Source organism: Streptomyces sp. NPDC041108, from assembly GCF_055592645.1.
Window position 1 is genome coordinate 401,164 of the sequence record NZ_JBVIYK010000002.1, and the last position, 24,437, is coordinate 425,600.

Genomic DNA, 24,437 nt, shown 5'->3' on the forward strand with positions numbered 1-24,437 from the left:
TCGGCATGACGAAGATCGTCAACCACTGGATCGGCGGCAAGACCGTCGAAGGCGCGTCGGGTACGTTCGGGCCGGTCACGGACCCGGCGACCGGCGCGGTCACCACCAAGGTCGCCTTCGCGACCGTCGACGAGGTCGACGCGGCGGTCCGCACCGCCAAGGAGGCCTTCGTGACCTGGGGCCAGTCCTCGCTGGCCCAGCGCACCTCGATCCTGTTCAGGTTCCGCGCCCTGCTGGACGCCAACCGGGACGCGATCGCGGAGCTGATCACCGCCGAGCACGGCAAGGTGCACTCGGACGCGCTCGGTGAGGTCGCGCGCGGCCTGGAGATCGTCGAGCTGGCCTGCGGCATCAACGTGCAGCTCAAGGGTGAGCTGTCGACGCAGGTCGCCAGCCGTGTGGACGTCTCCTCCATCCGCCAGCCCCTGGGTGTCGTCGCGGGCATCACGCCGTTCAACTTCCCGGCGATGGTCCCGATGTGGATGTTCCCGATGGCCATCGCGACCGGCAACACCTTCGTGCTGAAGCCGTCGGAGAAGGACCCCTCGGCCTCCATCAAGATCGCCGAACTGCTCTCGGAGGCCGGCCTGCCCGACGGCGTCTTCAACGTCGTCCACGGCGACAAGGTGGCCGTCGACCGCCTGCTGGAGCACCCGGACGTCAAGGCGGTCTCCTTCGTCGGCTCGACCCCGATCGCCCGCTACATCCACACCACGGCCTCGGCGAACGGCAAGCGCGTCCAGGCCCTCGGCGGTGCCAAGAACCACATGCTGGTCCTCCCGGACGCCGACCTGGACGCGGCGGCCGACGCCGCGGTCTCGGCGGCCTACGGCTCGGCGGGCGAACGCTGCATGGCGATCTCCGCGGTCGTGGCGGTCGGCGCGATCGGCGACGAACTCGTGGAGAAGATCCGCGAGCGCGCCGAGAAGATCAAGATCGGCCCCGGCAACGACCCGACGTCCGAGATGGGCCCGCTGATCACGGCGGTCCACCGCGACAAGGTCGCCTCGTACGTCACGGGCGCGGCGGCCGAGGGCTGCGAGGTCGTCCTCGACGGCACGGGCTTCACGGTCGACGGCCACGAGGACGGCCACTGGATCGGCATCTCGCTCCTCGACAAGGTCCCCACCTCGGCGAAGGCGTACCAGGACGAGATCTTCGGCCCGGTGCTGACCGTGCTGCGCGTCGACACCTACGACGAGGGCATCGCCCTCATCAACGCCTCCCCGTTCGGCAACGGCACCGCGATCTTCACCCGCGACGGCGGCGCCGCCCGCCGCTTCCAGCTGGAGGTCGAGGCCGGCATGGTCGGCGTCAACGTCCCGATCCCGGTCCCCGTCGGCTACCACAGCTTCGGCGGCTGGAAGGACTCCCTCTTCGGCGACCACCACATCTACGGCAACGACGGCACGCACTTCTACACCCGGGGCAAGGTCGTCACCACCCGCTGGCCCGACCCGGCCGACGGCCCGTCGGCCGTGGACCTGGGCTTCCCGCGCAACCACTGAGCATCCGCCCCCACGGCTCCCCGCGCCCCGAAAGGGCCGCGGGGAGCCGCGTTCTCCTTGTTCTGGGGGCGCGGGGGCTGCGTTTTTTGGGGGGGCGCGGGAACTGCGTGAGAAGTCCCACCGGACCCGCACGTGCCCACCCACCCCGAACGCCCCGAACGCCCCGCGCGTGAAGCGCGAAGGGGGCTGAGGGGCGCAGCCCCGAGGACGGGACGGGTACGGGCGGCGGGGGCGAGGAAATCACGATCCGCCCCGACTTATCAGGTTGCTGTCAGGCCCGCCCCCCACCCCCGCATACCGCACCCGCTGTATGCCGAATTCCCCCCGTACGACCATGGGATACCTCACCCCTCCCCCCTGAGAGGGCCGAGACCCACCACCACACCCCCGTACCGTTGACGCATGGATCTTCGACTGACCGGCCCGCGCCTGCGCGGAGCGCTCCGGCGGAGGCCGCGTCGCACCCTCGCCGCCGCGGCCGCCGTCGTCGTGCTCGCCGGCGCCGGTACCTGGACGGCCACCGCCTCGGACGAGGCGGCGCCGGTGAAGCGCACCGACCGGGCCATGGACACGGCCGAGGGCGTACGCATCGACACCTCGTACTTCACCTCCGGCGGGGACGGCCGCCGTCCGGCCGTCCTGCTCGGCCACGGCTTCGGCGGCAGCAAGAACGACGTCCGCAAGCAGGCCGAGGACCTCGCCCGCGACGGCTACGCGGTGCTGACCTGGTCCGCGCGCGGCTTCGGCAGGTCGACCGGCAAGATCGGGCTGAACGACCCCGAGGGCGAGGTCGCCGACGTCTCGAAGCTGATCGACTGGCTCGCGACCCGCCCCGAGGTGCAGCTCGACAAGAAGGGCGACCCGCGCCTGGGCGTCGCCGGCGCCTCGTACGGCGGGGCGATCTCGCTGCTGGCCGCCGGGTACGACGACCGGGTCGACGCCATCGCGCCCGCGATCACGTACTGGAACCTGGCGGACGCCCTGTTCCCGAACGGCGTCTTCAAGAAGCTGTGGGCCGGCCTCTTCGTCAACACCGGCGGCGGCTGCGAGAAGTTCGAGACCCAGCTCTGCGAGATGTACCAGCGGGTCGCCGAGTCGGGACGCCCCGACGCGCAGGCCGTGAAGCAGCTCGCCGCGCGCAGCCCCGAGGCCGTCGGCGACCGCATCAAGGTGCCCACCCTGCTGATGCAGGGCCAGACGGACTCCCTCTTCCCGCTCGGCCAGGCCGACGCCGCCGCCCGGGCGATCAAGGCCAACGGCGCTCCCGTGGACGTCGACTGGATCTCCGGCGGCCACGACGGCGGCGACATGGAGACCAGCCGGGTCCAGGCCCGCACGCGGGCCTGGTTCGACCGCTATCTGAAGGACGACAAGGGCGCCGACACAGGCTCCGCTTTCCGTGTCACCCGCACCCTCGGCACGGGCTCCGGCGACGGTGAGCCCCGTCTCGCGGGTACGACCGACGACACCTACCCGGGCCTGGAGGGCGACCCCACGAAGATCGCCCTCGCCGGACGCGAGCAGAGCGTCGAGAACCCGGCCGGCGCCAACCCGCCCGCCATCTCCGTCCTCCCCGGCCTCGGCGCCGGCGGCGGCCTGGCCCAGCTGTCCTCCCTCGGCGTCGGCATCTCCCTCGACTTCCCCGGCCAGTTCGCCGCGTTCCAGTCGAAGCCGGTCGCCGACGACCTGCAGATCACCGGCTCGCCCACGGCCACGGTCCATGTGAAGTCGACCAGCGACGACGCCGTCCTCTTCGCCAAGGTGTACGACGTCGGCCCGGACGGCAGGTCCCAGGTCCTGCCCTCCCAGCTCGTCGAGCCGGTCCGGGTGGAGGGCGCGAAGGCCGGCAAGGACGTGACGCTCACCCTCCCCGCCATCGACCACGAACTCGACGACGGCCACAGCCTCCGTCTGGTCCTCGCCTCCACCGACCTCGGCTACGCCTCCCCGACGACCCCGGCGACGTACACCGTCTCCCTCAAGGGCGACCTGGAGGTGCCCACGCCCCTCGGCGGGGCGGACCGCACGGACGTCCTGCCCGCCTGGGTCTGGTACCTGCCCCTCGCCGGCGCCGTGATCGCGGCCGTCCTCCTCGTCACCGGACGCCGCCGGATCGTCACCCCGGCCCCCGACCCGGCGCTCGCCGAGGTCCCGCTGCAGATCACCGACCTGAGCAAGAAGTACAAGAACGGTGACCGCTACAGCGTCCGTGACCTCTCCATCCGCGTCGAGAAGGGCCAGGTCCTCGGCCTGCTCGGACCGAACGGAGCGGGCAAGACGACGACCCTGCGCATGCTGATGGGCCTGATCCGGCCGGACGGCGGCCAGATCCGCGTCTTCGGCCACGCGATCGTGCCGGGCGCCCCGGTCCTCTCCCGCGTCGGCGCGTTCGTCGAGGGCGCGGGCTTCCTCCCGCACCTGTCCGGCCGCGAGAACCTGGAGCTGTACTGGGCCGCCACCGGCCGCCCCGCCGAGGACGCGCACCTCGACGAGGCCCTGGCGATCGCCGGCCTCGGCGACGCGCTGGCCCGCGCGGTCCGCACCTACTCCCAGGGCATGCGCCAGCGCCTGGCCATCGCCCAGGCCATGCTGGGCCTGCCCGACCTGCTCATCCTCGACGAGCCGACGAACGGACTCGACCCGCCGCAGATCCGCGAGATGCGCGAGGTCATGATCCGGTACGCGGCGGCCGGCCGTACCGTCATCGTCTCCAGCCACCTGCTGGCGGAGGTCGAGCAGACCTGTACGCACCTGGTCGTCATGGACCACGGGCAGCTCGTCCAGGCGGGCCCCGTGAGCGAGATCGTCGGCTCCGGCGACACGCTGCTGGTCGGCACGTCCGAGCCCGTGGACGAACCGCTCGTGGAGAAGATCGCCGCGCTGCCGGGCGTCGACTCGGCCGTCCGCGCCGACGACGGCCTGGTGGTCCGCCTCGACGCCGACGGCAGTGCTCAGCGCCTGGTCGCCGAGCTCGTCCGGCTGGAGGTCCCCGTGGAGTCGGTCGGCCCCCACCGCCGTCTCGAAGACGCCTTCCTCACCCTGATCGGAGAGTCCGCATGAGCACGCTGGCCGAGCGTGCCGAGCACGCAAGCCCCGGGTCCGGCCGGCCCGTGGAGGCCGCCGACGGCTACCGCGCGGGCCGCACCCTGCCCCTCGGCGTCGAACTGGTCCGGCAGCTGAAGCGCCGCCGCACCCTGGTCATGGGCGGCATCCTGTTCGCCCTGCCGCTCGTGCTGCTGATCGCCTTCCAGGTCGGCGGCACGCCCGGCGAAGGCAACAACCGGGTCAACCTGATGGACACGGCCACCGCGTCCGGCGCGAACTTCGCCGCGGTGAACCTGTTCGCCGCGGCGGGCTTCCTGCTCGTCATCCCCGTCGCGCTGTTCTGCGGCGACACGGTCGCCTCGGAGGCCAGCTGGTCCTCCCTGCGCTACCTCCTCGCCGCGCCCGTGCCGCGCACCCGGCTGCTGTGGTCCAAGCTCGTCGTGGGCCTCGCCCTCAGCCTGGCGGCGCTGGTGCTGCTGCCGGTCGTCGCCCTCGCGGTCGGCACGGCGGCCTACGGCTGGGGTCCGCTGGAGCTGCCCACCGGTGGTGAACTCGCCACGGGTGCCGCCGCGCAGGCCCTGGCCGTCACCGTGGGGTACATCTTCGTGTCCCAACTGGTCACCGCCGCCCTGGCGTTCTGGCTCTCCACCCGGACGGACGCCCCGCTCGGCGCGGTCGGCGGCGCCGTCGGCCTCACCATCGTCGGCAATGTGCTCGACTCGGTGACCGCCCTCGGCGACTGGCGCGACTTCCTGCCGGCGCACTGGCAGTACGCCTGGCTGGACGTCGTCCGCCCGCAGCCCGAGTACACCGACATGATCCAGGGCGTCTCGGTCTCGGTAACGTACGCGCTGGTGCTGTTCGCCCTGGCCTTCCGCGGTTTCGGCCGCAAGGACGTCGTCTCCTAGGTCACCGGAGGATCACCCACCGGTCTCGGCGGACGCCCGCCGTGGCCGCTTCGAGACGCATCCGCAACACCCCGTGGCGCACATCCGGGCCCCTCGCGCCGTCACAGTCACAACAGCCGGCCGCGAGAACCCGTGGAACGGCGACGGACGACGTGGCGAGGGGGCCCGGATGCACGCGTATCGCAGGAGCACGCCGACGACCAGGACGACAGGGCCGAGGCGGACGGCAGGGCGGCGGGCGAGCACCGCGCTCCTCGCCGTGGGCGCCGCCTGCGCCCTCCTTCTCACCGGCTGCGGCGACAGCGGCGACAGGGGCAACTCCTCCTCGTACGACCGGGGAGCGAGCGGTGGCAAGGCGGACGGCTTCCCGGCCCCCGCGCCCGACGGCCCCGACTCCGGCGAACAGCGCGGCGAACGCCAGGACGACGGCTCCGGCGACTTCGCCCCGTCCCCCGACCACCTCTCCACCTTCGCCCTCGACGTCGACACCGCCTCCTACGGCTACGCCCGCCGCACCCTGGACGACGGCGGCCTGCCCGACCCGTCCACGGTCCGCCCGGAGGAGTTCGTCAACAGCTTCCGCCAGGACTACGAACGCCCGGACGGCGACGGCTTCTCGGTGACCGTCGACGGCGCCCGCACCGGCACGGGGAACTGGTCCCTGGTGCGTGTCGGCCTCGCCACCCGGGCCGCCGGGGGCGACGGCGAGCGCCCGCCCGCCGCCCTCACCTTCGTCATCGACGTCTCCGGCTCCATGGCCGAACCGGGCCGCCTCGACCTCGCCCAGGACGCCCTGCGCACCATGACGAACCGGTTGCGCGACGACGACTCCGTGGCCGTCGTGACCTTCAGCGACGAGGCCGAGACCGTCCTGCCGATGACCCGTCTGGACGGCAACCGGGGCGAGATCCGTGAGGCCGTCGCCGGCCTGGAGCCCACCGACTCCACCAACCTCGCGGCGGGCGTCGAGACCGGCTACGAGACGGCTGTCGAAGGGCTGCGCAAGGGCGCGACGAACCGGGTCGTCCTCCTCTCCGACGCCCTCGCCAACACCGGCTCCACCGACGCCGACACCATCCTCGAACGCATCGCGGGCGAACGCCGCGAACACGGCATCACCCTCTTCGGCGTGGGCGTCGGCAGCGACTACGGCGACGCGCTCATGGAACAGCTCGCCGACCGGGGCGACGGCCACACCACCTACGTCTCCACCGAGGAGGAGGCGGAGGAGGTCTTCTGCGAGGAACTCCCGCGCCACGTCGATCTCACCGCCCGCGACGCCAAGGCGCAGGTCTCCTTCGACCCGGCGACGGTCGAGGAGTTCCTTCTGATCGGCTACGACAACCGGCAGGTCGCCGACGAGGACTTCCGCGACGACCGTGTCGACGGCGGCGAGATCGGCCCCGGCCACACCGTCACCGCCCTCTACGCCGTCCGCACCAGGAGCGGCACCGGTGGCGGTCATCTCGCCACCGCCACCGTCCGCTGGCTGGACCCCGACACCCGGACCCCGCACGAGGAGTCGGAGGGCCTGGAGGCGTCGGCCCTCCACGGAAACCTGTGGTCCGCCTCCCCGTACGGCCTCCGGGTGGCCGCCGCGGCCGCCTACTTCGCCGACTCCCTCCGTCAGCAGGACGGCGGCCGGACCGGCATCCCGGGCCGCCCCTCCCTGCGCCGGCTGGGCCACCGGGCGGACGATCTGGCGAGGGAGCGCGAGGACAGGGACCTCTCCGACCTCGCCGAGGTGATCAGGGCGGCGGAGGTGCTGATGGGCTAGGCCCTCGGCCCGCAGACCGAGGGCAGCGCCCGCACCAGGCCCTGCCCGTGCAACCGGTCCAGCCGGTGGTCGACCGCGGACCACACCGCCGCCGTCCGCAGCCGGGGCCGGCACGACGCCCCGGCCCGCAGCGACTCCGTCTCCTGGAGCGCGCTCAGCAGCTGGGTGGTGATCCGGTCGAGCACCGGCCGGACCTCCTTCACCAGATCGGGCCGCTCGGTGGGCCGTTCCTCGGGGTGGGCGTCCCACCGGGCGTAAAGGCCGCGCTGCACCAGCTTGTTGGCCTCGATCTGGTCCCGGAACACGGCGGTCACGGCGTCCGGGTCGAGGCCGAGCCCGACCGCCCGCGCCGCCACGTCGTCCAGGATCGCCTTCTCCCGCGCGGGATCGTCGATCGGTGTGGTCGTCCCGTACTTCGCCGCCGCGACCTTGTCCGCGACGAGCAGCCGCTCGGCGAACAGATCCGTCACGGCGGTGAGCGACCGGGCGCCGGGAGCCGTACGAGGAGGAGCGGAGGGCGACTCGGCGGCGACCGGCGAGAGACCGGGCAGAGCCGCGGCGGACGGGGCACCGGCGGACAGGCAGACGCAGAGGGAGGCAACGGCGGAGACCAGGGGGAGACAGAGGCGGTGGGGGCGCATGATCCACACCTATCACGCATCCCTTCCCGAGCTTCGCAGTCATACCGAAGCATTGATATTTCCTTACGCACCGGTAAGTTGACTCGTCGGTAACGAAGCGGTCATGAGGGGTCGCGAGACTCGGGGAGTGGTGATGGGCGTACGCGGGGAACTGAAGCGGGCCAAACAGCGCGGCGGCCTGACCGACCGCGCGAAGGTCGAGGTCGTCAGGGACGCGCGGGGTGTCGTACGCGAGGCGCGCACGCCCGCCCTCGCACCCCGCCCGGCCGGCGGGAGCATCGCCGACCTGCCCTTCGTCAACGCCGGTGAGGCGCCCGACGCGGTGGTCCTGCGCCGCGCCGACCACCACGGCACCTACCATCCGGTGACCGCCGCCGCCTTCGCCCGCGAGGTCACCGAGACGGCCAAGGGGCTGATCGCCGCCGGCCTCGAACCGGGCGGCCGCGTCGCGGTGATGTCCCGCACCCGCTACGAATGGACGGTCCTCGACTTCGCCGTCTGGGCGGCCGGCGGCCGGTCCGTCCCCGTCTACGCCACGTCCTCGCCCGAGCAGATCGAGTGGATCGTCCGCGACTCCGGCTCCCGCTTCGTGGTCGTGGAGACCGCCGAGAACGCGGAGGCCGTGGCCACCGCCACCGCCGGCCACTCCCAGCCCCCGCACGTCTGGCAGATCGACCGGGAGGCCCTCGCCCACCTCGCCGACCTGGGCCGGGGCGTACCCGACGACGAGGTCACCAAGCGGCGCGCCGCCCTCACCCCGGACACGGCCGCGACCATCTGCTACACCTCCGGCACCACCGGCCGCCCCAAGGGCTGCGTCCTCACCCACGCCAACCTCCACGCGGAGGCCGCCAACACGGTCGAACTCCTCCACCCGATCTTCAAGGAGATCACCGGCCAGGCCGCCTCCACGCTCCTCTTCCTCCCCCTGGCCCACATCCTCGGCCGCGCGATCCAGATCGCCTGCCTGATGGCCCGCATCGAGATCGGCCACTGCCCGAGCATCAAGCCCGACGAACTGCGCCCCGCCCTGCGCAAGTTCCGCCCCACCTTCCTCGTCGGCGTCCCGTACCTCTTCGAGCGCATCCACGCCACCGGCCGCGCCACCGCCGAACGCATAGGCCGCGGTGCCTCCTTCGACCGTGCCCACCGCGTCGGCGTGCGATTCGCCAAGGCCCACCTGGACAAATTCCTGGACCGGGGCCCCGGCCCGACGCCCCGCCTGTACGCCGCCTGGGCGCTGTACGACCTGCTGGTCTACCGCCGCATCCGCAGGGAACTGGGCGGCCGGATGCGCTACGCCATCAGCGGCGGCTCCCCGCTCGACCGCGACCTCAACCTCTTCCTCTACGCCGCCGGCGTCATCGTCTACGAGGGCTACGGGCTCACCGAGACCACCGCGGCCGCCACCATCGTCCCGCCCCTGGAGCCCCGCCCGGGCACCGTCGGCCGGCCCGTCCCCGGCACCGCCGTCCGGATCGCCGACGACGGGGAGGTCCTCATCAAGGGCGGCATCGTCTTCGGCACCTACTGGAACAACCCGGTCGCCACCGACGCCGCACTGACCGACGACTGGTTCGCCACCGGCGACCTCGGCGCGCTCGACGAGGACGGCTACCTGACCATCACCGGCCGTAAGAAGGACATCCTCGTCACCTCCGGCGGCAAGAACGTTTCCCCAGCCGTCCTGGAGGACCGGCTGCGCAGCCGCCCGCCGGTCGGCCAGTGCATCGTGGTCGGTGACAACCGCCCCTTCGTCGCCGCCCTCATCACGCTCGACCCCGAGGACGTCACCCACTGGCTGCACGTACGCGGCATGTCGCCGGACACCCCGCTCTCCGAGATCGTCGCCGACCCGCGGATGCGCGCCGACGTCCAGCAGGCCGTCGACCACGCCAACCAGGCCGTCTCCCGCGCCGAGTCCATTCGCGAGTTCAAGGTGGTGGAAGGCGAGTTCAACGAGGAGAACGGCCTGCTCACCCCCTCGATGAAGATCAAACGCCACGCGGTCACGGCGGCGTACGCGGCGGCGATCGAGTCGTTGTACGCGAGGAAGTGAGCAGTCCCCCGACCCGTGTCGGGGCACGGCGAAGCGGGCCGCCGGTGAACTCGGCGACCCGCTTCGGTGTGTCCGGTGGTGGTGTCAGTGGTGCTTCGCGCCGTTGCCGCCGCCGTTGCCGTTGTTGTTGCCGTTGTCCGAGAGGATCGGGATGTCGGACAGGATGTGCGACAGCGGCTCGTCACCCTTGGCCTGGGTGGAGTTCTCGGTGCACTGCTGGTTCTGCGGAGCCGACAGGATCGGGATGTCCTGGAGGGCGACCCCGGCGGCTCCGATGCCGCCGATGTTGAGCTTGGCCGGCAGGCCGATGCAGGGCTTGTTGAGCGAGCCCTGGACCAGCGAGAGCTGCGGGCTCATGTCGCCCTTGGTCACGGAGTTGCCGAACGCCTGGCTGGCACCGTTGCCGCTGAAGGACGTGGTCCCACCGTCGTCGGCGAGCGCCTGGGGCGCGACGCCCGCCGCGAGTCCGGTGATGGAGGCGGCAACAGCCGCGGTAGCCCACAGCTTCTTCATGTTCGATCCCTTTCGGAAAGCGGACTCCGTTGCGGAGTTGCGCCCTGATCAACAGGACATCGGGCCAACAGTTGCGCCTATTGCCCCGATCGGCGCAGTAAGCGGCTTATCGTGACGCTTTGGTGTCACCGTGGACCGCTGAGCGGTCGGCGGCCCACCCGCGAGGTCGTGGTGTCAGTGCTTCTTCGCGGCGTTGTTGCCGTTGTTGTTGCCGTTGTCCGAGAGGATCGGGATGTCGGACAGCAGGTGCGACAGCGGCTCGTCACCCTTGGCCTGGGTGGAGTTCTCGGTGCACTGCTGGTTCTGCGGGGCCGACAGGATCGGGACGTCCTGGACGGCGACTCCCAGGGCGCCGATGCCGCCGAGGTTGAGCTTGGCCGGCAGGGCGATGCAGGGCTTGTTGAACGAGCCCTGGATCAGCGCCATCTGCGGGCTCATGTTGCCGTAGGTCGCCGAGTTTCCGTACACCTGGTGGGCGTCGTTGCCGCTGAAGGTCGTGGTGCCGCCGTCGTCGGCGAGCGCCTGGGGTGCGGTGGCGGCGGAGGCTCCGACGACGGAGGCGGCGATCGTCGCTGCGGCCATGAACTTCTTGATCACTTGCGATTCCCTTCTGGAAGAACCCCGTTCCACCGGAGCTTCATGGACAACTCCCCCCGGACTCGTCCGGTTGCTCCGATTCACTCCGTCGGCCCACGCGACGGAGTGAATGAGGGGGCGCGCGAAGCGTTTTCGATCCCCGGGAAATCTCCGCCGTGAGCGGGCCGAACGAGTGATGTGCCGAAACCGGTGCGGATGTCCGGCCGTTGCTGCCAGAGCATGGACCCGCGGGTCCGCCAGGAAAGGAATGCGAAATGCTCAAGAAGGCAATGGCCACAGTCGCGGTCGCCGCTTCCATCACCGGCCTCGCGGCCGCCACCGCCACCCAGGCGCTCGCCGACGACGGTGGGACCACGTCCTTCAGCGGTAACGGTGCCAGCCAGGCGTTCGGCAACTCCGTGACCAAGGGCGACATGAGCCCGCAGCTCTCGCTGGTCCAGGGCTCGCTCAACAAGCCCTGCATCGGCCTGCCGCTCAAGCTCAACGCCGGCGGCATCGGTGCCCTGGGGGTCGCCCTCCAGGACATCCCGATCCTGTCGGCCCCGCAGAACCAGCAGTGCACCGAGAACTCCACCCAGGCCAAGGGTGACGAGCCGCTGTCGCACATCCTGTCCGACATCCCGATCCTCTCGGACAACGGCAACGGCAACAACAACGGCTGACCGCCCTACCGAAACGCGGCTCGGGCCGCCCACGCGATGTGTGCGGGCGGTCCGAGTTCGTCGCCTTTCGCCATAGGGGCCGTTCGGGTGCCATCGATAGGACTGTTCGACAATATTGCGGGGCGATCGGGTGAATTACCCTGCCCCCGGCGTTCCTCAGTTTCCTCCGGTGTCTATTCCTCGTTCGCAGACTGCGGGTCATGATGCGAGCCGTTCATGCTGTGCTCGCTCGGTTTCGGCCGTCAATGGAGGCATGACCGCAGAGAAGGGAAATGACGTGAAGCTCAAGAAGAGCGCTGCTGTCGTCGCCGGCGTGATCATGGCCATGGGTCTGGCCACTCCGGCCTTCGCCGACGCGGAGGCCCACGGCGCCGCCATCGGTTCCCCGGGTGTCCTCTCGGGCAACGTGGTGCAGATTCCCGTGCACGTGCCCATCAACGTGTGCGGCAACTCCATCAACATCATCGGCCTGCTCAACCCGGCAGCCGGCAACGTGTGCGTCAACGACTGACGTCGTAGCGCATCGCAGCAGCCGTTCGGCTGTGCCTCAGCCGGTCTTGGAGTGTTCGCAACGGCTCCAAGGCCGGCTTTTCCCACTTCTTCGAGCCGGAAGAAAGAGATGCGACAGGACCTGCGCAAGAGAATGGTCGTGGCCGCCGCGGCGACGGGACTGCTGTCCCTCTACGGCACACCGGTGCTCGCGGACACGGGCGCGCACGGCGCCGCCTCGAACTCGCCCGGTGTCGCGTCGGGCAACGCGGTCGAGGTGCCCGTCACCGTCCCCGTGAACGTCTGCGGCAACACCGTGGACGCCGCGTCCCTCGGCAATCCGACCATCGGCAACGAGTGCGGCAACACCGGCGACCACGCTCCGGAGAACGCCCAGAGCGCTCGGAGCCCCCAGGACGCCCCGCAGCGCCACGCCACCCCGGTGGCGGAGCCCGAGTACGCGCCGGCCCCGGCGGCGGACCCGGAGGACTCCTGGGAGCAGGCGTACGAGGAGTACACCCGGCCGGACGCCTATGAGGAGACCACGCGGCCGGACACGTACGAGGAGTACGACCAGCCCGCGGAGCACCCGCAGAGCTGGGACGACGAGGGCGACGACGGCTACGGGCACGACGGCTACGGGCACGACGGCGGATCGCAGGGCGGCCACGACGACACCCCGGGCGACTACGGCGACGCCCCGGACACCGACGAGGACACCGAGGTCGGCTACGGCGACACCCCGCCCACCAAGCCCCCGCACCAGCCGCCGACGAAGCCGCCCACGACCAAGCCGCCGACGACCAAGCCCCCGACGAAGCCCCCGGTGACCGCGCCCCCCACGACGAAGCCCCCGACGGCCAAGCCGCCGACGGGCCACCCCAGCCCCACGGGCAAGCCTCTGACGGGCGGGCCCTCCACCAGCCACCCCCCGACGGACCACCCGCCCACCCTCCCCGAGACCGGCAGTGACCGTGAGGCCCTGCTCGCGGCCGGGGCCGCCAGCTTCGCGCTGATCGCGGGCGGGGGCATCCTGTACCGGCGGGGCCGGGCCGCTTCCGGTCGTTGAGCCACGGCGGGTGCCGGGACGCGCAGCGCGCCGCCCCGGCACCCGTCCGCGTCACGACCCGGCGGTGGACGCCAGATCCGCCCGTGCCCCCGGCACCGGGATCCGCCCGCCCGGCACGCCCGAGCGCAACCGCCGCCGTACCCCCCGGACGAGGGTCGGTGCCGTGAACGACGCGCCGTGCACGAAGCGCATCGCGGGGCCGAAACCGGCCGCGGTGGTGAGACCCGCGAGGAACAGGCCGGGGACCGAGGACTCGAAGTCCCGCCCGACCGAGGGGGAGCCGTCGGCGAGCGGCACCAGATCCGCGCGTACGTTACCGGCCAGCAGGTCCAGCCGCTCGCAGGTGGCCCGGAACCCCGTGGCCGCGATGACGTGTTCGGTGTCCAGCGAGGTCAGCTCACCGCCGCGGCCGACCGTCTCCAGCCGTACGAGGCCCCCCGTCTCGTACGCCACCGCGATCTCCTGGCCGAGCCGTACCTCGACGGCCGGTTCGACGCGGTCGCGGATCCACCAGGCGCCCGCGGGGCCGAGCGCCTCGGCCGCGGTCCGCACCCGTCTCGCCTCCGGCAGACGGCGATACCACCCCGGACGCTCCGCGTAGAACCAGTTGCGCCAGCCGCAGCCCAGACCGCTGTGCGGGGAGCGGACGGAGGCCCACGGCCGGCGCTCCAGCGGGGGTGGTACGTCGTTCCAGCGCAGAGCGCCGGCGCGGGCCAGCACGCGCACGCGCGTGCCCTGTTCGGCCAGGAGGGCGGCCGTCTCCAGGGCCGCCTGCCCGCCGCCGACCACCGTGACGTCCCTGCCCCGGAAGCGGGCGAGATCGCTGTGATGGCTGCTGTGGGAGACCTGCTCGGGCGACAACCCGCGCAGCACGGGCGGGACTTCGGTGAACGGGACGACCCCGACGGCGAGGACGGCCGTGCGGGCGCGGACCGTCTCGCCGTCGTCCAGCACCGCCTCGAAACCGCCGCAGCGACGCCGCAGCAGCGTCACCATCCGCTCGTCGACGGGCGGGAGGGCGTTGCGGGCGAACCACAGGCCGTACGAGGCGAACGTGCCGACCGGGATCGGCCGGCCGTGGCGGGCCTCGAAGCCCTGCTCGGCGCAGTACACGTCGAGCCGCCAACGCCCCTCGGGGTCGGACAGGTTGGAGGCCCAGGGCTCGGACTTGAGGAACATGCCGGGCGGCATGTGGTCGCGCCAGGACGCCATGGGACGGCCGAGGACGCGCAGGCTGAGCCCGGCGGCCGCGGCGTGGGACGCGATGGACAGGCCGTACGGGCCGGCGCCCACCACCAGCAGGTCGTACATCAGGGGCTGCTCGCTTTCTCGTTCTCGGCACGGTTGTCGGCACTGCTCCCGGCGCAGTCCTCGCCGGGGGCGTGGTCGCGCCGGAGGGGGAGTGGCGTGCGGGGTGCCAGCAGGCGGCCGAGCGCGCGGCGCGGCCACAGCGACCACAGCGCGAGGCCGGGGGCGCGGTCGTCCGGCGCGTACCAGGCCAGCTCCCGCGCGCCCGGGCGGTCCGGCGGGAACGGCAGGGGCGGTCGGCGCAGCGCGGTGAGCGGCGCGTAGTTCTCCACCACGAACGTCCGGCCCGGCACGGGGGACCCGCCCGGGACCGGGCGGCCGGTCAGGTCCAGATGCAGGGCGCGGACGACGTCCATGCCGGCCGCGTCCGTGAAGAGGCGGAACTGGGCGCCGGGACGCGGATTGAAGTCGAGCAGGTGGTACGCGCCGGTGCGGTGGTCCAGGCGGAAGTCGAGGTCGAAGACGCCCCGGTAGCCGAGTGCGCCGGTCAGCCGCTCGGCGAGGGCCCGCACGTCGGGGTTGGGGGTCCAGCGGCCGACGGCGGTCAGGCCGGCGCCGCGCGGCCAGGCGCTCAGCTTGCGGCCGGGGCCGCCGGCGCGCACGACGCCGGCGCGGTCGGCGTACCCGTGGAAGAACCAGTCGCGGTCGGGCCCCGGCGGCAGGAACGCCTGGAGGAGCAGCCGGCTGCCGGCCTGCGCCGAGCGCCGGTGCAGGGCCGCGGCCTCCCCGGCCGAACGCACCACCGTCGTGCTGCGCAGTCCCGCGTCGGCGGGCAGCAGCCACGGGCGGCTCCACTTCGCCACCACCGGCAGGCCCAGTTCCCGCGTGGCGGCCGCCGCCTGCGCCGGGCTGCCGGGGACCACCGTGGCCGGGTGGGGGAGGTCCAGGCGCCCGCACAGCGCGGCCAGTTCCGCCTTGTCGGCCACCTGCTCGGCGAGCCCGGCGGGCCCCGCCGGCAGCAGGTACCGGCCCGTCAGCTCCTCGCGCAGCCGGCCGGTGGCCACGGCGCTCGCGTCGTCCAGGGCGACCAGCACGGCCGGCCGGCCGACCCGGACCGCCACCCGGCGCAGTACGGCGGCGAACTCCTCGGGGCAGGCCCCGAGGCGGGGCGGGGCGTGCGTCGCGTGGAGGAACCGGGAGCTGCGCACGGGGCTTCCCGCGCAGTCGGCGACCAGGTGCACCTCCACACCGGCACGCCCCAGGGAGCGCACGGCGCCCAGTGTTCCGTGGTGGAAGGGATTGCGGTCCGTACGCAGCAGAACGGCCGGAACGCGGGTGTCGAGCGGCGACACGTTCATCTCGTCGGGGTCCTCGCACATTTCTTTGACGTCGGGTCACCCGTGCGGGCGATTCGGGCACCCGAAGGCCGGAGCCCCGGTTGGCGGGATTCGTATTCGTATGACTGATTGTCAGTAGGTGGAAATCGGCGGCGGAAAGCAGTGAAGTGAACAGAGCGGAGAGGGGAGCGGACATGGCTCCACAACAGCGGCGGCCCCGGCACAGGCGGTCCCGCGACAGACGGCTGGCGCTCGTCGCGGCAGGCGTGGTCGCGTCGTTCGCCCTCGCGTCGGTGCCGGTGCACGCCGTGGGCGCGGGGGCGGTGGTCAGGGCGACCGACCCGCCCGCACCGGCCGTCCCGGCCGCTCCGGCCACGCCCACGGCCCCGGCGGCACCCGCCGCCGTCACCCCGGCGCCGGTCGCCCAGACACCGGCCGCCCAGACGCCCGCCCCCGCCGTTTCGACGGCACCGTCCGCACCGGGCGCCTCCGTCCCGCCGCCGGCCGGTACGCCCGTGCCGGCCACGCCCTCGGGGACCCCGAAGGTCCCCGAGCAACTGCCGGCCATCGGCGCCTATCTGCACTACGGGCCCCGCGGCGTCGCCCGGATCGCCGAGCTGAGCGACTGGCTGGGCGGCTCCGACCTGCGGGTGGCGCACACCTACCTGCCGGGCGACCGCTGGTCCAACATCGAGGGCCTGCCCGGCTTCCTGGACTCCTGGGCCGAGTGGCGGCGCGACGAGGACGACCGGATGTTCGTCCTCAACGTGCCCATGATGGAGCGCAACGAGGAGGGCGTCTCCGACTACGAGGTCCGCGCGCTGCTGCGCCGCGCCGCCGCCGGCCAGTTCGACCACCACTACCGCCGGCTCGCGGAGCGGCTGGTCGAGCTGAAGATCCCGGACACCGTGGTCGTGCTCGGCTGGGAGATGAACGGCATCACGTACACCCATCGCTGCGGGCCCGACCCGGAGAGCTGGAAGAAGTACTGGAACAGGATCGTCACCACGATGCGCGCGGTGCCCGGCCAGAAATTCAAGTTCGACTGGACCCCGAACCGGGGCCGGGACGCCATTCCCTGGACCCAGTGTTATCCGGGGGACGACACGGTCGACATCATCGGCATGGACTCCTACGACCAGCCGCGCGGAATCACCTTCGACGAACAGGTGAAGGAGCCGTACGGTCTGCAGGCGCACGTCGATTTCGCGAAGGAGCACAAGAAGCCCATCTCCTATGCGGAATGGGGACTCTTCCGCAACGGCGACAACCCGGAGTACATGCGGCGCATGCTCGCCTGGATGGACGAGCACAAGCCGCTCTACAACACGCTCACGGACTACTGCCCGCACGGTGTCTGGCAGTGCGCGAGCAACCCGAAGGCGGCGCAGGTGTACCGGTCGATGCTCTTCGGCCGCGACCCGGCCGCGACCGCGACACCGACCCCGACACCCACCCCCACCCCGACACCGAAGCCGGTTCCCACCACGCCCGTTCGTCCGCCGAACTGTTCGCCGCTGGAGCTGGGCGACTGGGTGGAGTACTGGCTCGGCGGGAAGCTCTGCGTCCGAACCGACTGGTGGTCGCGCTACCGGTGATCCGGAGCCGGCGGCGGGCCGCTCACGGCCCGCCGCCACCGCGTTCCTTCCGCTCCGGCCGGTCTCTTCGCTCCCGGTTCTGCTCGGCGTCCTTCCGGGCCCGCCACCGGTGGAGGAGCTCCTTGCCGCGCAGACGGGCCGCCGCGTCGCAGGCGACCGCCGACAGCAGGGGCGCGGTGCGGCGGCGGGCGAGCAGCAGCCGCTGGTTGACGACGGTGTCCGGGCGCCACCGCAGCTTGTACGGCTCGGCGCCCCGCAGCAGGCTCAGCACCTGGTGGACACCGGAACCGACGTGCCCGGCACAGGAGTCGAGCAGCATGGTGGCGACGTCCGCCTTGCGTTCGCGCAACTGTGGATGGGCGCCGTAGAGGTAACCGCCCGCCAGCCGGCGCGACAACAGGGTGACGTCGACGGCCAGGACGTCGCCGCCGAGCCGGAACTCCGTCACCACGGCGTCCCCCGAGCGCACCATCGGCCCGACCGCCCTGGTCAGGTGTTCGGAGAAGCGGGGCCGCATGTGCTCGGTGGTCACCTTGCGGTCCTGCCACTGGAGGCGGTGCAGGTCCAGCATGGTCCGCAGGGCCGTGTCCACCTCGTCGGCGCCCACGGCCCGCGGCTCGATGCCGAGGTCACCGAGCTTGCGGAGCTTGGCACGCACCCGCTGGGCCCGGGAGCTGGGCAGCCGTTTCAGCAGCTCGTCCATGGGCCGCGCGGGCAGCTCCAGACAGACGGAGTCCGCCACCTTCCGGCGTGGCCCCGGCCAGCGGTCGTAGATGTGTTCGACGGCGGCGCCCGGCCGTACCTCGCGGAAGTCGATCAGCGCGGTCCGGGCGGCGGCCGAGAGCCCCTCGGCGAGTGCCGTCGACGCCTCCTCGGCGTACTCGTCGTCGACGATCACGTCCGCGAAGTCCGAGATCGGGCAGCCGAGCGGGACGAGGGCGGGCAGCGGGCGCCGTACCAGCATCAGCGGGGCGACCGCGCGCAGCTCGGTGCCGTCGCGGACGACGACCAGCCGCAGCCTGCCAGGCGTGCCGTACGACAGCCACCAGGAGTGCAGCCAGGCGTGGTTCTGGAACGGAGTGGCCGTGCCGCACCGCCGGTACAGGCGGTCCCAGGGCCCGGCCAGCTCGCCGAACTCGCGCTCGTCGGTGCAGAGTTCGGCGTGCAGGGTGGTGCTCGCCCCCGCGTGCAGGGTGCTGGTCACAGCTGTCCGTGGGCGTCTGCGGCGTGAGCGGGGCCCGGCACGGAGGCCGTCGGCGGGGCGTCGGGGGTGCGCCGGGGCCGGATCAGCAGGGCGAGTCCGCCGAGCAGCCCGCTGGCCGCGGTGCCCACCAGACCGGTCACCACCGGTGACGCCGAGGACGCCTCGGTCGGCCGGGTCGCGCGGGCGAACTGCTGCAGTTCGACGCGCGTGGACCGCTTGGTGTCGTTCGCGTGCCGGGTCAGCGCCCGGGAGACGGCGTTGGCCATGTCCGCGGCGAGGTCCGGCCGCGAGGAGGTGGCGGAGACGGCCACCATCGGCGCGTCCGGCGAGGTCGCCGTCCGCACGTCCTTCCGCAGCGTCTCGATCGGCACCCCCGCCCACACCTGGGCGTCCCCGAGCACCGCGACCTGCGTCGCCACCCGCCCGTACGCCTGCGCGAAACCGAGCGCCGACTGCGTGTCCGACCCCTCGCCGGGCACGACGACGACATAGCTGGTGGCGGTGTAGACGGGCGCCTTCACCACGCCGTACGCGCCCCCCGCCACCCCGCCGAGCAGCGCGCCGGCCGCGAGCAGGGACCAGGGGGGCAGGGACCTGCCACGGGCGCCGTGGGCCGGCCCACGGTGAGAACTCTCGGGCACACGTTCGGACGTACGGTCGGTCATACGGAACTCACTCCCAGGGGCGGGGTCGGCGAGGGCGTGCTGGAGACGGCGGCCGCGTACACGTCCATGAGCTGGGCGGCGCTGCGGGTGATGCAGTAGTGCTGGGCGGCGGCGGGGACGGCTCGGGTGCGCACGCCCTGCGCACGCAGGTCCAGCAGAGCGCGTACGAACGACTCCGCGCCCCCCTGGACACGGCGGGCGCCGGCGGTCGCGTCCGGCGGCAGGTCCTCGATCGCCGGGCAGGAGACATAGAGCACGGGCAGCCCGGACGCCATCGCCTCCACCACCGCGAGACCGAAGGCCTCCTCGGCGCTGGGCGAGGCGAGCACGTCCATGGCGTTCATCAGGGAGGGCAGATCCGTGCCCGGGGCGCCCGCGGGCGGCCGCTCCCCGGTGAGGAGCACCCGGTCGGCGACCCGGGCCCGCTGGGCGGCCCGCCGCAGCACGCTCTCCTCGGGGCCGCCGCCGACGATCAGCAGCCAGTGGTCGTCGGGCAGGTGGCCGAGGGCGCGGACCAGCACGTCGAACCGCTTGCCGGCCGCGAGCCGCCCGACACCACCGACGACGTACGCGCCCTCCGGCAGTCCGAGCCGCCGCCGGGTCAGCTCGCGCAGGTCCGGGTCGAAGCGGAAACCGGCGAGGTCGATGCCGTTGGGGACGACCTCGATACGGGGGGCCGGCACGCCCCAGCGCTTCAGCCGGTCGGCGACGGTCGGTGAGACGGCGACCGTGGACCGGCCGAGGCGCTCACTGGCGAGATAGAGGGCGCGCACTCCGGCGGACAGCCGGCGTCCCTCCATCTGCGAGTCGCCCAGGGAGTGCTCGGTGGCGACGACCGCGCGGACCCCCGCCAGCCGGGCGGCGATCCGGCCGTAGACACAGGCGCGGTAGAGGTGGGTGTGGACGAGGTCGTAGCCGCCCCCGCGGATCAGCCGCACCAGACGGGGGAGCGCGGCCAGGTCGCGGTTGCCGTTCATGCCCAGGTGGGTGACGCGGACCCCGTCGGCGGTGAGGCCGTCGGCGACCGGGCCCGGGTTGGTCAGCGTCACCACGTCGCAGTCGACCGGCAGATGGCGCAGCAGCAGCCGCAGTTGCTGCTCCGCGCCCCCGACACCGAGGCCGGTGATGATGTGCAGCGCCTTCACGTCGGCCTCAGACCCCCTCGACGGGACGCCGGCGGAGCCGGTGCAGCTTCCGCTTCAGCAGCAGCCGCAGGGCGGTGTCCTCCTCGCCGATGTGCACCCGGGGCAGCGCGTACGGGCCGTTCAGCGGGCCCGGGTCGATGGCGCAGGCGTACGTGTACCCGGCGTCCCGCACGGCGTCGGCGGCGCGCCGGTCGAGGGTGCCGTAGGGGTAGCAGAAGCCCTGGACGGGAGCGCCGGTGAGTTCCGCGAGCAGCGCTCGGCTGTCGGCGGTCTCGGCGCGCAGGGTCTCCTCGTCCGCCGTCGTGAGGTCGACATGGGTCAGCCCGTGCGAGCCGACCTCGACGCCCTCCGTCCCGGCGGCCGTGCGGATGCCCTCCTCGTCCAGCAGCGGCTTGCGCGGGCCCAGCGGGTCCCAGGCGTTCTCGCCGCCGAGCCGCCCCGGCAGCACGAAGACGGTGGCCCCGAAGCCGTGGGCGCGCAGCAGCGGCAGCGCGGTGTCGACGAAGTCGACGTACCCGTCGTCGAAGGTCAGCCCCACCAGGTTCCGGCCCTCGCCCCGGGCGCGGGCGGCCAGCAGCTCGGACATGCCGACCCCGCGCAGACCGCGCCGCCGCAGCCAGCCGAGCTGGGCGTCGAGGCGGTCGGGCGAGACGGTGATGCGGTACGGATCGTCGGAGCAGTCGCCCACCGAGTGGTACATCGCCACCCACAGGGGGGCGGTGGTGGTCTTCGGTCTGGGGTCAGCGGATACGGACATGCGACAGCCTTCGTGTGACGGAACGGAGTGCGGGAGTGACGCCGGAGGCGCCCAGGGCCGAGGCCAGCAGGACGAAGACGAGAGCGACGACCGCGCCGCCGACGGCGAGGCCCAGGACGGCAGAGTCGAACCGGTCGGCGCAGTACATCCCCACCACGCCGGCGGCCACGGCCGCCCGCACCGGCCGGGTCATCTCGCCGACCACCTGCCGGGTGCGGATCGGCACCGCCCGGCCGCGCATGCCGTGCAGCAGGATCAGGGCGGTGAGGGTGATGCCGAAGGCGTTGGCGGCGGCGATGCCGAGGACGCCCCAGGAGTCGACGGTCGCCGCGCCGATCCACGAGGTGGCGACGATCCCGGCGGCCATCGCGGCCAGCGGGTACCAGGTGGGCCGGCCCGCCGAGAAGTACGAGCGGACGAGCGCGCTCACCAGGGCGTGACCGAGCAGCCCGAGGGCGTACACCCGCATCACGGCGGCGGTGGCCGCGGTGTCCCGCGCGGTGAACGCGCCCCGCTGGAAGAGCAGTTCGATCAGCTGCGGTCCGCACGCGAAGATCGCCGCCGCGCCGAGCAGCACGATGCACGACACCAGCGCGAGGTCCTTCTCCACCCGGCTGCGGGCCCGCTCGGTGTCGCCCTCCGCCATCGCCTGCGCCACCACCGGCAGGGTGACGGTGCACAGCATCAGCGAGAACGTCATCGGGATCTGGGCCACCTTCTGCGCGTAGTTGAGATGCGAGATGGCTCCGGCGGGCAGCGTCGAGCCGAGGAAGCGCTCGATGAGGACCTGGGACTGACGGCACAGCGCGAAGAGCAGCACGGTGGTGATGAGGGTCAGCTCGACGGGCCGGGCGGCGTTGCCGTCGGCACCTCGGGCGTCGGCGCCCCGGGCCTCGGCGCCTTGGGCGTCGGTACCTTGAGCGTCGGCACTCCTGGCGTCGGCAGCCCGGACCCCGGCTTCGGAGGCGACGGGCTCGGGGTGCGCGGGTGCCTCGGGGCTCCCGGGGCCCCGCTTCGCGCGGCGCAGCTGCCGCAGCAGGGCCGGCAGCTGTGTGGCGATCATCAGCACCCCGCCCACCGCGACACCCAGGGCCGCCGCCCGCACCCCCCAGCGTCCGCCCAGCACGAACATCGCCGTGATGATCCCGACGTTGTACGCCACGTAGATCGCGGCGGGTGCCACGAACCGGCGGTGGGCCCGCAGGGCCGCGCTGCAGTAGCCGGCCAGGCCGAAGGTCAGGACACAGGTGCCGGTCAGCCGGGTGCAGTCGACGGCCAGACGGGGGTTGGGCAGCCCGGGAGCGAGGGCCTCGACGAGATAGGGCGCGCCGAGGATGAGCAGGACGGCCGACGCGGCGAAGGCCAGCGCCAGCCGGGGCAGCGTCGAGGCGACCAGGGCACGGACCGGGTCGGGGCCCGCGCCGCCCCTGGCCCGGCGCGCCACCGCCACGCTGAACGCGGGCACCAGCACGAACGCCATGCCGTCCTCGATCAGCAGCGTCGCCGCGAACTCCGGCACGGTCCACGCCACCAGGAACGCGTCCGTCTCGCTGCCGGCCCCGAACAGATAGGACAGCGACTGGTCCCGGCCGAGCCCCAGCAGCGCGGCGGCCGCCGTGAGCGCCGCCGTGACGAGCGTCGCCTTCGCGAGGAACCGCCCCGTGGGGGGCGCGACCTCCGAGGGCTCGGGGGCCCGCGCGCCCGGCACCGAGGGGCCGGGGGCCTGCGGAACTGGGGCGGAGGCGGGCGAGGGGGACGGCACCGTGCCGTCGGCGCCGGAGACCGGAGCCGACCCGGCACGTGCCGGGTCGACCGGCACCGACTCGGCCGGTGACACGGGAGGTGTCGGCCGCTGAGGCGTTCCGGTCATCGTGCCCCGGCCTCCTGAGGTACGCGGGACGCGACGGCCCCGGCCGGGGCGGCACCCGTGGCGGTACGGTCCGCCAGCGCCCACCACGCCACGAGGCCGAAGCACACCGCCGTCAGCACGGTCGTCGGCCCGCCGATGTCCGCGTACACGAAGTCGACCAGCACCCAGGCGATCAGCCCGCAGGCGACGAGCCCGCAGTCGTACCCGCCGCTCCCGCCGCTCCCGCCGCTCCCGGTCTCGCGCCGGGCCCGCACCAGCCCCCGCACCCCGCACACCGCCAGCGCCAGCCAGCACCCCGCGAGCGCCGTCAGGCCGATCAGACCCTGCTCGCTCAGGACCAGCAGATACATGTTGTGGGGGGAGAGGAGCGGCTGCTTCTGGTAGGCGGTGCCGGCCCCGGCGATGTCGCTGCCTGCGGACAGCGCCAGCGAGGCGTGCCCGTCGCGGTGTTCGGGGAAGCCCTTCAGCCCCACGCCCGCCAGCGGCTGCTCGCGCCACATACCGGCGGCGGCGGCCCACATGGTGTACCGGTCGGTGACCGACTGGTCCGGCGCGTCGGCGACCTGGGTGATGCTGCTGATCCGGGCCTGGAGCATCGCGGACCCGATCCCGAGCCCGCCGACGAGGACCACACCCACGGCGGCGACGGCCGCGCAGACCACCACCGCCCGCCGCAGTCCGGCCAGCAGCACCTGCAGTCCGCACGCCACCGCCGTGGCGATCCACGCGCCCCGGCTGAACGACACCGCGAGCGGCAGCACCAGCAGCACCGAGCAGCCCACCGCCCAGACCCGCTGCCGCGCCGTCGAGGGCGTCAGCGCCAGCCCGACCGCGCACACCAGCCCGAACGACACCACCGTCGCCATCCCCATGACGTCCCCGGCCCCGAAGGTCCCCACGGCCCGGATGTCCTCACCGGCGTAACTGGCCCCGGTCCCGGTGGCGAACTGGTGCACCCCGACGGCGCCCTGCCACAGCGCGAGCCCCACGAACGACCAGGCGACCACCCGGAAGCCGGCCCGGCCGCGGACGCTGACCAGCACCGACACCGGCACCAGCACGAAGATCTGCAGATACCGGCCGAACCCCTCGACCCCGGCCCCGGGGTCGCCCGCCCCGGCGGCCGCCAGCGCGAGCCCGACCACCGGCAGCCCGAGGACCACCGCGGCCGTACGGGTCAGCGGGCGCCGCCGGTCCCGCAGAAGCCGTACGGCGCACCACAGCACCAGCAGCCCCGAGACGGCGTCGGCCGGGGTCGCGCCGCCCTCGGCACTCTGCGTGACGGGCAGCGCGAGCGCGGCGACCACGGCGACCACGGGCAGGACGGGCGCCGCAGCGCGCAGAG

Annotated in this window: 20 protein-coding genes; 9 read left to right on the forward strand and 11 right to left on the reverse strand. The window is 73.1% G+C overall.

The window, feature by feature from the left end; all coding sequences use genetic code 11:
- Positions 1 to 5: 5 nt before the first annotated feature.
- The 4 genes from mmsA (at position 6) to ACZ6BB_RS07725 (ending at position 7,238) form a co-directional block, all read left to right on the forward strand.
- Positions 6 to 1,508, forward strand: coding sequence for a CoA-acylating methylmalonate-semialdehyde dehydrogenase (gene mmsA, locus ACZ6BB_RS07710; RefSeq protein ID WP_471614401.1), 1,503 nt, complete (start codon positions 6 to 8; stop codon positions 1,506 to 1,508).
- Positions 1,509 to 1,910: 402 nt separating this feature from the next.
- Positions 1,911 to 4,568, forward strand: a complete 2,658-nt coding sequence (locus tag ACZ6BB_RS07715) for an alpha/beta fold hydrolase (RefSeq protein WP_471614402.1) — start codon at positions 1,911 to 1,913, stop codon at positions 4,566 to 4,568.
- A complete protein-coding gene (locus ACZ6BB_RS07720) occupies positions 4,565 to 5,461 on the forward strand; it encodes an ABC transporter permease (protein ID WP_471614403.1) in 897 nt (298 codons plus the stop codon). Before ACZ6BB_RS07715 ends, ACZ6BB_RS07720 begins: the two co-directional genes overlap by 4 nt.
- Before the next feature lie 169 nt (positions 5,462 to 5,630).
- The gene (locus ACZ6BB_RS07725) at positions 5,631 to 7,238 is read left to right on the forward strand and encodes a vWA domain-containing protein (RefSeq protein WP_471614404.1); all 1,608 of its coding nucleotides are present in this window, start codon (positions 5,631 to 5,633) and stop codon (positions 7,236 to 7,238) included.
- On the opposite strand, the gene ACZ6BB_RS07730 is transcribed toward ACZ6BB_RS07725, so the two are convergent.
- Positions 7,235 to 7,879 (reverse strand): chorismate mutase, encoded by a 645-nt coding sequence (locus ACZ6BB_RS07730; protein ID WP_471614405.1) that lies wholly within the window; start codon positions 7,877 to 7,879, stop codon positions 7,235 to 7,237. The genes ACZ6BB_RS07725 and ACZ6BB_RS07730 overlap by 4 nt on opposite strands.
- A gap of 133 nt (positions 7,880 to 8,012) precedes the next feature.
- On the opposite strand from ACZ6BB_RS07730, the gene ACZ6BB_RS07735 reads away from it, so the two are divergent.
- The gene (locus tag ACZ6BB_RS07735; protein WP_471614406.1) at positions 8,013 to 9,938 is read left to right on the forward strand and encodes an AMP-dependent synthetase/ligase; all 1,926 of its coding nucleotides are present in this window, start codon (positions 8,013 to 8,015) and stop codon (positions 9,936 to 9,938) included.
- 84 nt (positions 9,939 to 10,022) lie between these two features.
- Here the strand turns inward: ACZ6BB_RS07735 and ACZ6BB_RS07740 are convergent, their stop codons facing one another.
- On the reverse strand, positions 10,023 to 10,451 hold the full coding sequence (locus ACZ6BB_RS07740; protein WP_471614407.1) for a rodlin: 429 nt from the start codon (positions 10,449 to 10,451) through the stop codon (positions 10,023 to 10,025).
- A gap of 174 nt (positions 10,452 to 10,625) precedes the next feature.
- Positions 10,626 to 11,048, reverse strand: coding sequence for a rodlin (locus ACZ6BB_RS07745; RefSeq protein WP_471614408.1), 423 nt, complete (start codon positions 11,046 to 11,048; stop codon positions 10,626 to 10,628).
- A 254-nt stretch (positions 11,049 to 11,302) separates the two neighbouring features.
- On the opposite strand from ACZ6BB_RS07745, the gene ACZ6BB_RS07750 reads away from it, so the two are divergent.
- The 3 genes from ACZ6BB_RS07750 to ACZ6BB_RS07760 all read left to right on the forward strand — a co-directional run bounded on the left by ACZ6BB_RS07750 (position 11,303) and on the right by ACZ6BB_RS07760 (position 13,268).
- Positions 11,303 to 11,710: a rodlin gene (locus tag ACZ6BB_RS07750; protein WP_471614409.1), complete on the forward strand. Its 408-nt coding sequence runs from the start codon at positions 11,303 to 11,305 to the stop codon at positions 11,708 to 11,710.
- Positions 11,711 to 11,963: 253 nt separating this feature from the next.
- Positions 11,964 to 12,221: a chaplin gene (locus ACZ6BB_RS07755; RefSeq protein WP_471614410.1), complete on the forward strand. Its 258-nt coding sequence runs from the start codon at positions 11,964 to 11,966 to the stop codon at positions 12,219 to 12,221.
- 108 nt (positions 12,222 to 12,329) lie between these two features.
- Entirely contained in the window at positions 12,330 to 13,268 is a 939-nt protein-coding gene (locus ACZ6BB_RS07760) for a chaplin family protein (protein WP_471614411.1), read from the forward strand.
- A gap of 51 nt (positions 13,269 to 13,319) precedes the next feature.
- Here ACZ6BB_RS07760 and ACZ6BB_RS07765 read toward each other — a convergent pair whose 3' ends face one another.
- Together ACZ6BB_RS07765 and ACZ6BB_RS07770 are read right to left on the reverse strand one after the other, a co-directional pair.
- Positions 13,320 to 14,579 (reverse strand): NAD(P)-binding domain-containing protein, encoded by a 1,260-nt coding sequence (locus tag ACZ6BB_RS07765; RefSeq protein ID WP_471614412.1) that lies wholly within the window; start codon positions 14,577 to 14,579, stop codon positions 13,320 to 13,322.
- Positions 14,579 to 15,868, reverse strand: coding sequence for a carboxylate--amine ligase (locus tag ACZ6BB_RS07770; protein ID WP_471614722.1), 1,290 nt, complete (start codon positions 15,866 to 15,868; stop codon positions 14,579 to 14,581). Before ACZ6BB_RS07770 ends, ACZ6BB_RS07765 begins: the two co-directional genes overlap by 1 nt.
- A gap of 179 nt (positions 15,869 to 16,047) precedes the next feature.
- On the opposite strand from ACZ6BB_RS07770, the gene ACZ6BB_RS07775 reads away from it, so the two are divergent.
- The gene (locus ACZ6BB_RS07775) at positions 16,048 to 17,451 is read left to right on the forward strand and encodes a glycoside hydrolase family 26 protein (protein WP_471614413.1); all 1,404 of its coding nucleotides are present in this window, start codon (positions 16,048 to 16,050) and stop codon (positions 17,449 to 17,451) included.
- A 22-nt stretch (positions 17,452 to 17,473) separates the two neighbouring features.
- Here the strand turns inward: ACZ6BB_RS07775 and ACZ6BB_RS07780 are convergent, their stop codons facing one another.
- From ACZ6BB_RS07780 to ACZ6BB_RS07805, 6 genes are read right to left on the reverse strand one after another with little or no spacing between them, the layout of a single operon-like run.
- The gene (locus tag ACZ6BB_RS07780) at positions 17,474 to 18,655 is read right to left on the reverse strand and encodes a GNAT family N-acetyltransferase (protein ID WP_471614414.1); all 1,182 of its coding nucleotides are present in this window, start codon (positions 18,653 to 18,655) and stop codon (positions 17,474 to 17,476) included.
- Entirely contained in the window at positions 18,652 to 19,320 is a 669-nt protein-coding gene (locus ACZ6BB_RS07785; protein ID WP_471614415.1) for a YveK family protein, read from the reverse strand. The genes ACZ6BB_RS07780 and ACZ6BB_RS07785 overlap by 4 nt, the downstream gene beginning before the upstream one ends.
- On the reverse strand, positions 19,317 to 20,465 hold the full coding sequence (locus ACZ6BB_RS07790; protein ID WP_471614416.1) for a glycosyltransferase: 1,149 nt from the start codon (positions 20,463 to 20,465) through the stop codon (positions 19,317 to 19,319). Before ACZ6BB_RS07790 ends, ACZ6BB_RS07785 begins: the two co-directional genes overlap by 4 nt.
- Before the next feature lie 7 nt (positions 20,466 to 20,472).
- A complete protein-coding gene (locus ACZ6BB_RS07795) occupies positions 20,473 to 21,165 on the reverse strand; it encodes a polysaccharide deacetylase family protein (protein ID WP_471614723.1) in 693 nt (230 codons plus the stop codon).
- Between the two features lie 40 nt (positions 21,166 to 21,205).
- On the reverse strand, positions 21,206 to 23,092 hold the full coding sequence (murJ, locus tag ACZ6BB_RS07800; RefSeq protein ID WP_471614417.1) for a murein biosynthesis integral membrane protein MurJ: 1,887 nt from the start codon (positions 23,090 to 23,092) through the stop codon (positions 21,206 to 21,208).
- Positions 23,089 to 24,435 carry an O-antigen ligase family protein gene (locus tag ACZ6BB_RS07805; protein WP_471614724.1) on the reverse strand — a complete coding sequence of 449 codons (1,347 nt, stop codon included), beginning with the start codon at positions 24,433 to 24,435 and terminating at the stop codon, positions 23,089 to 23,091. The genes murJ and ACZ6BB_RS07805 overlap by 4 nt, the downstream gene beginning before the upstream one ends.
- Between the last annotated feature and the right edge of the window lie 2 nt (positions 24,436 to 24,437).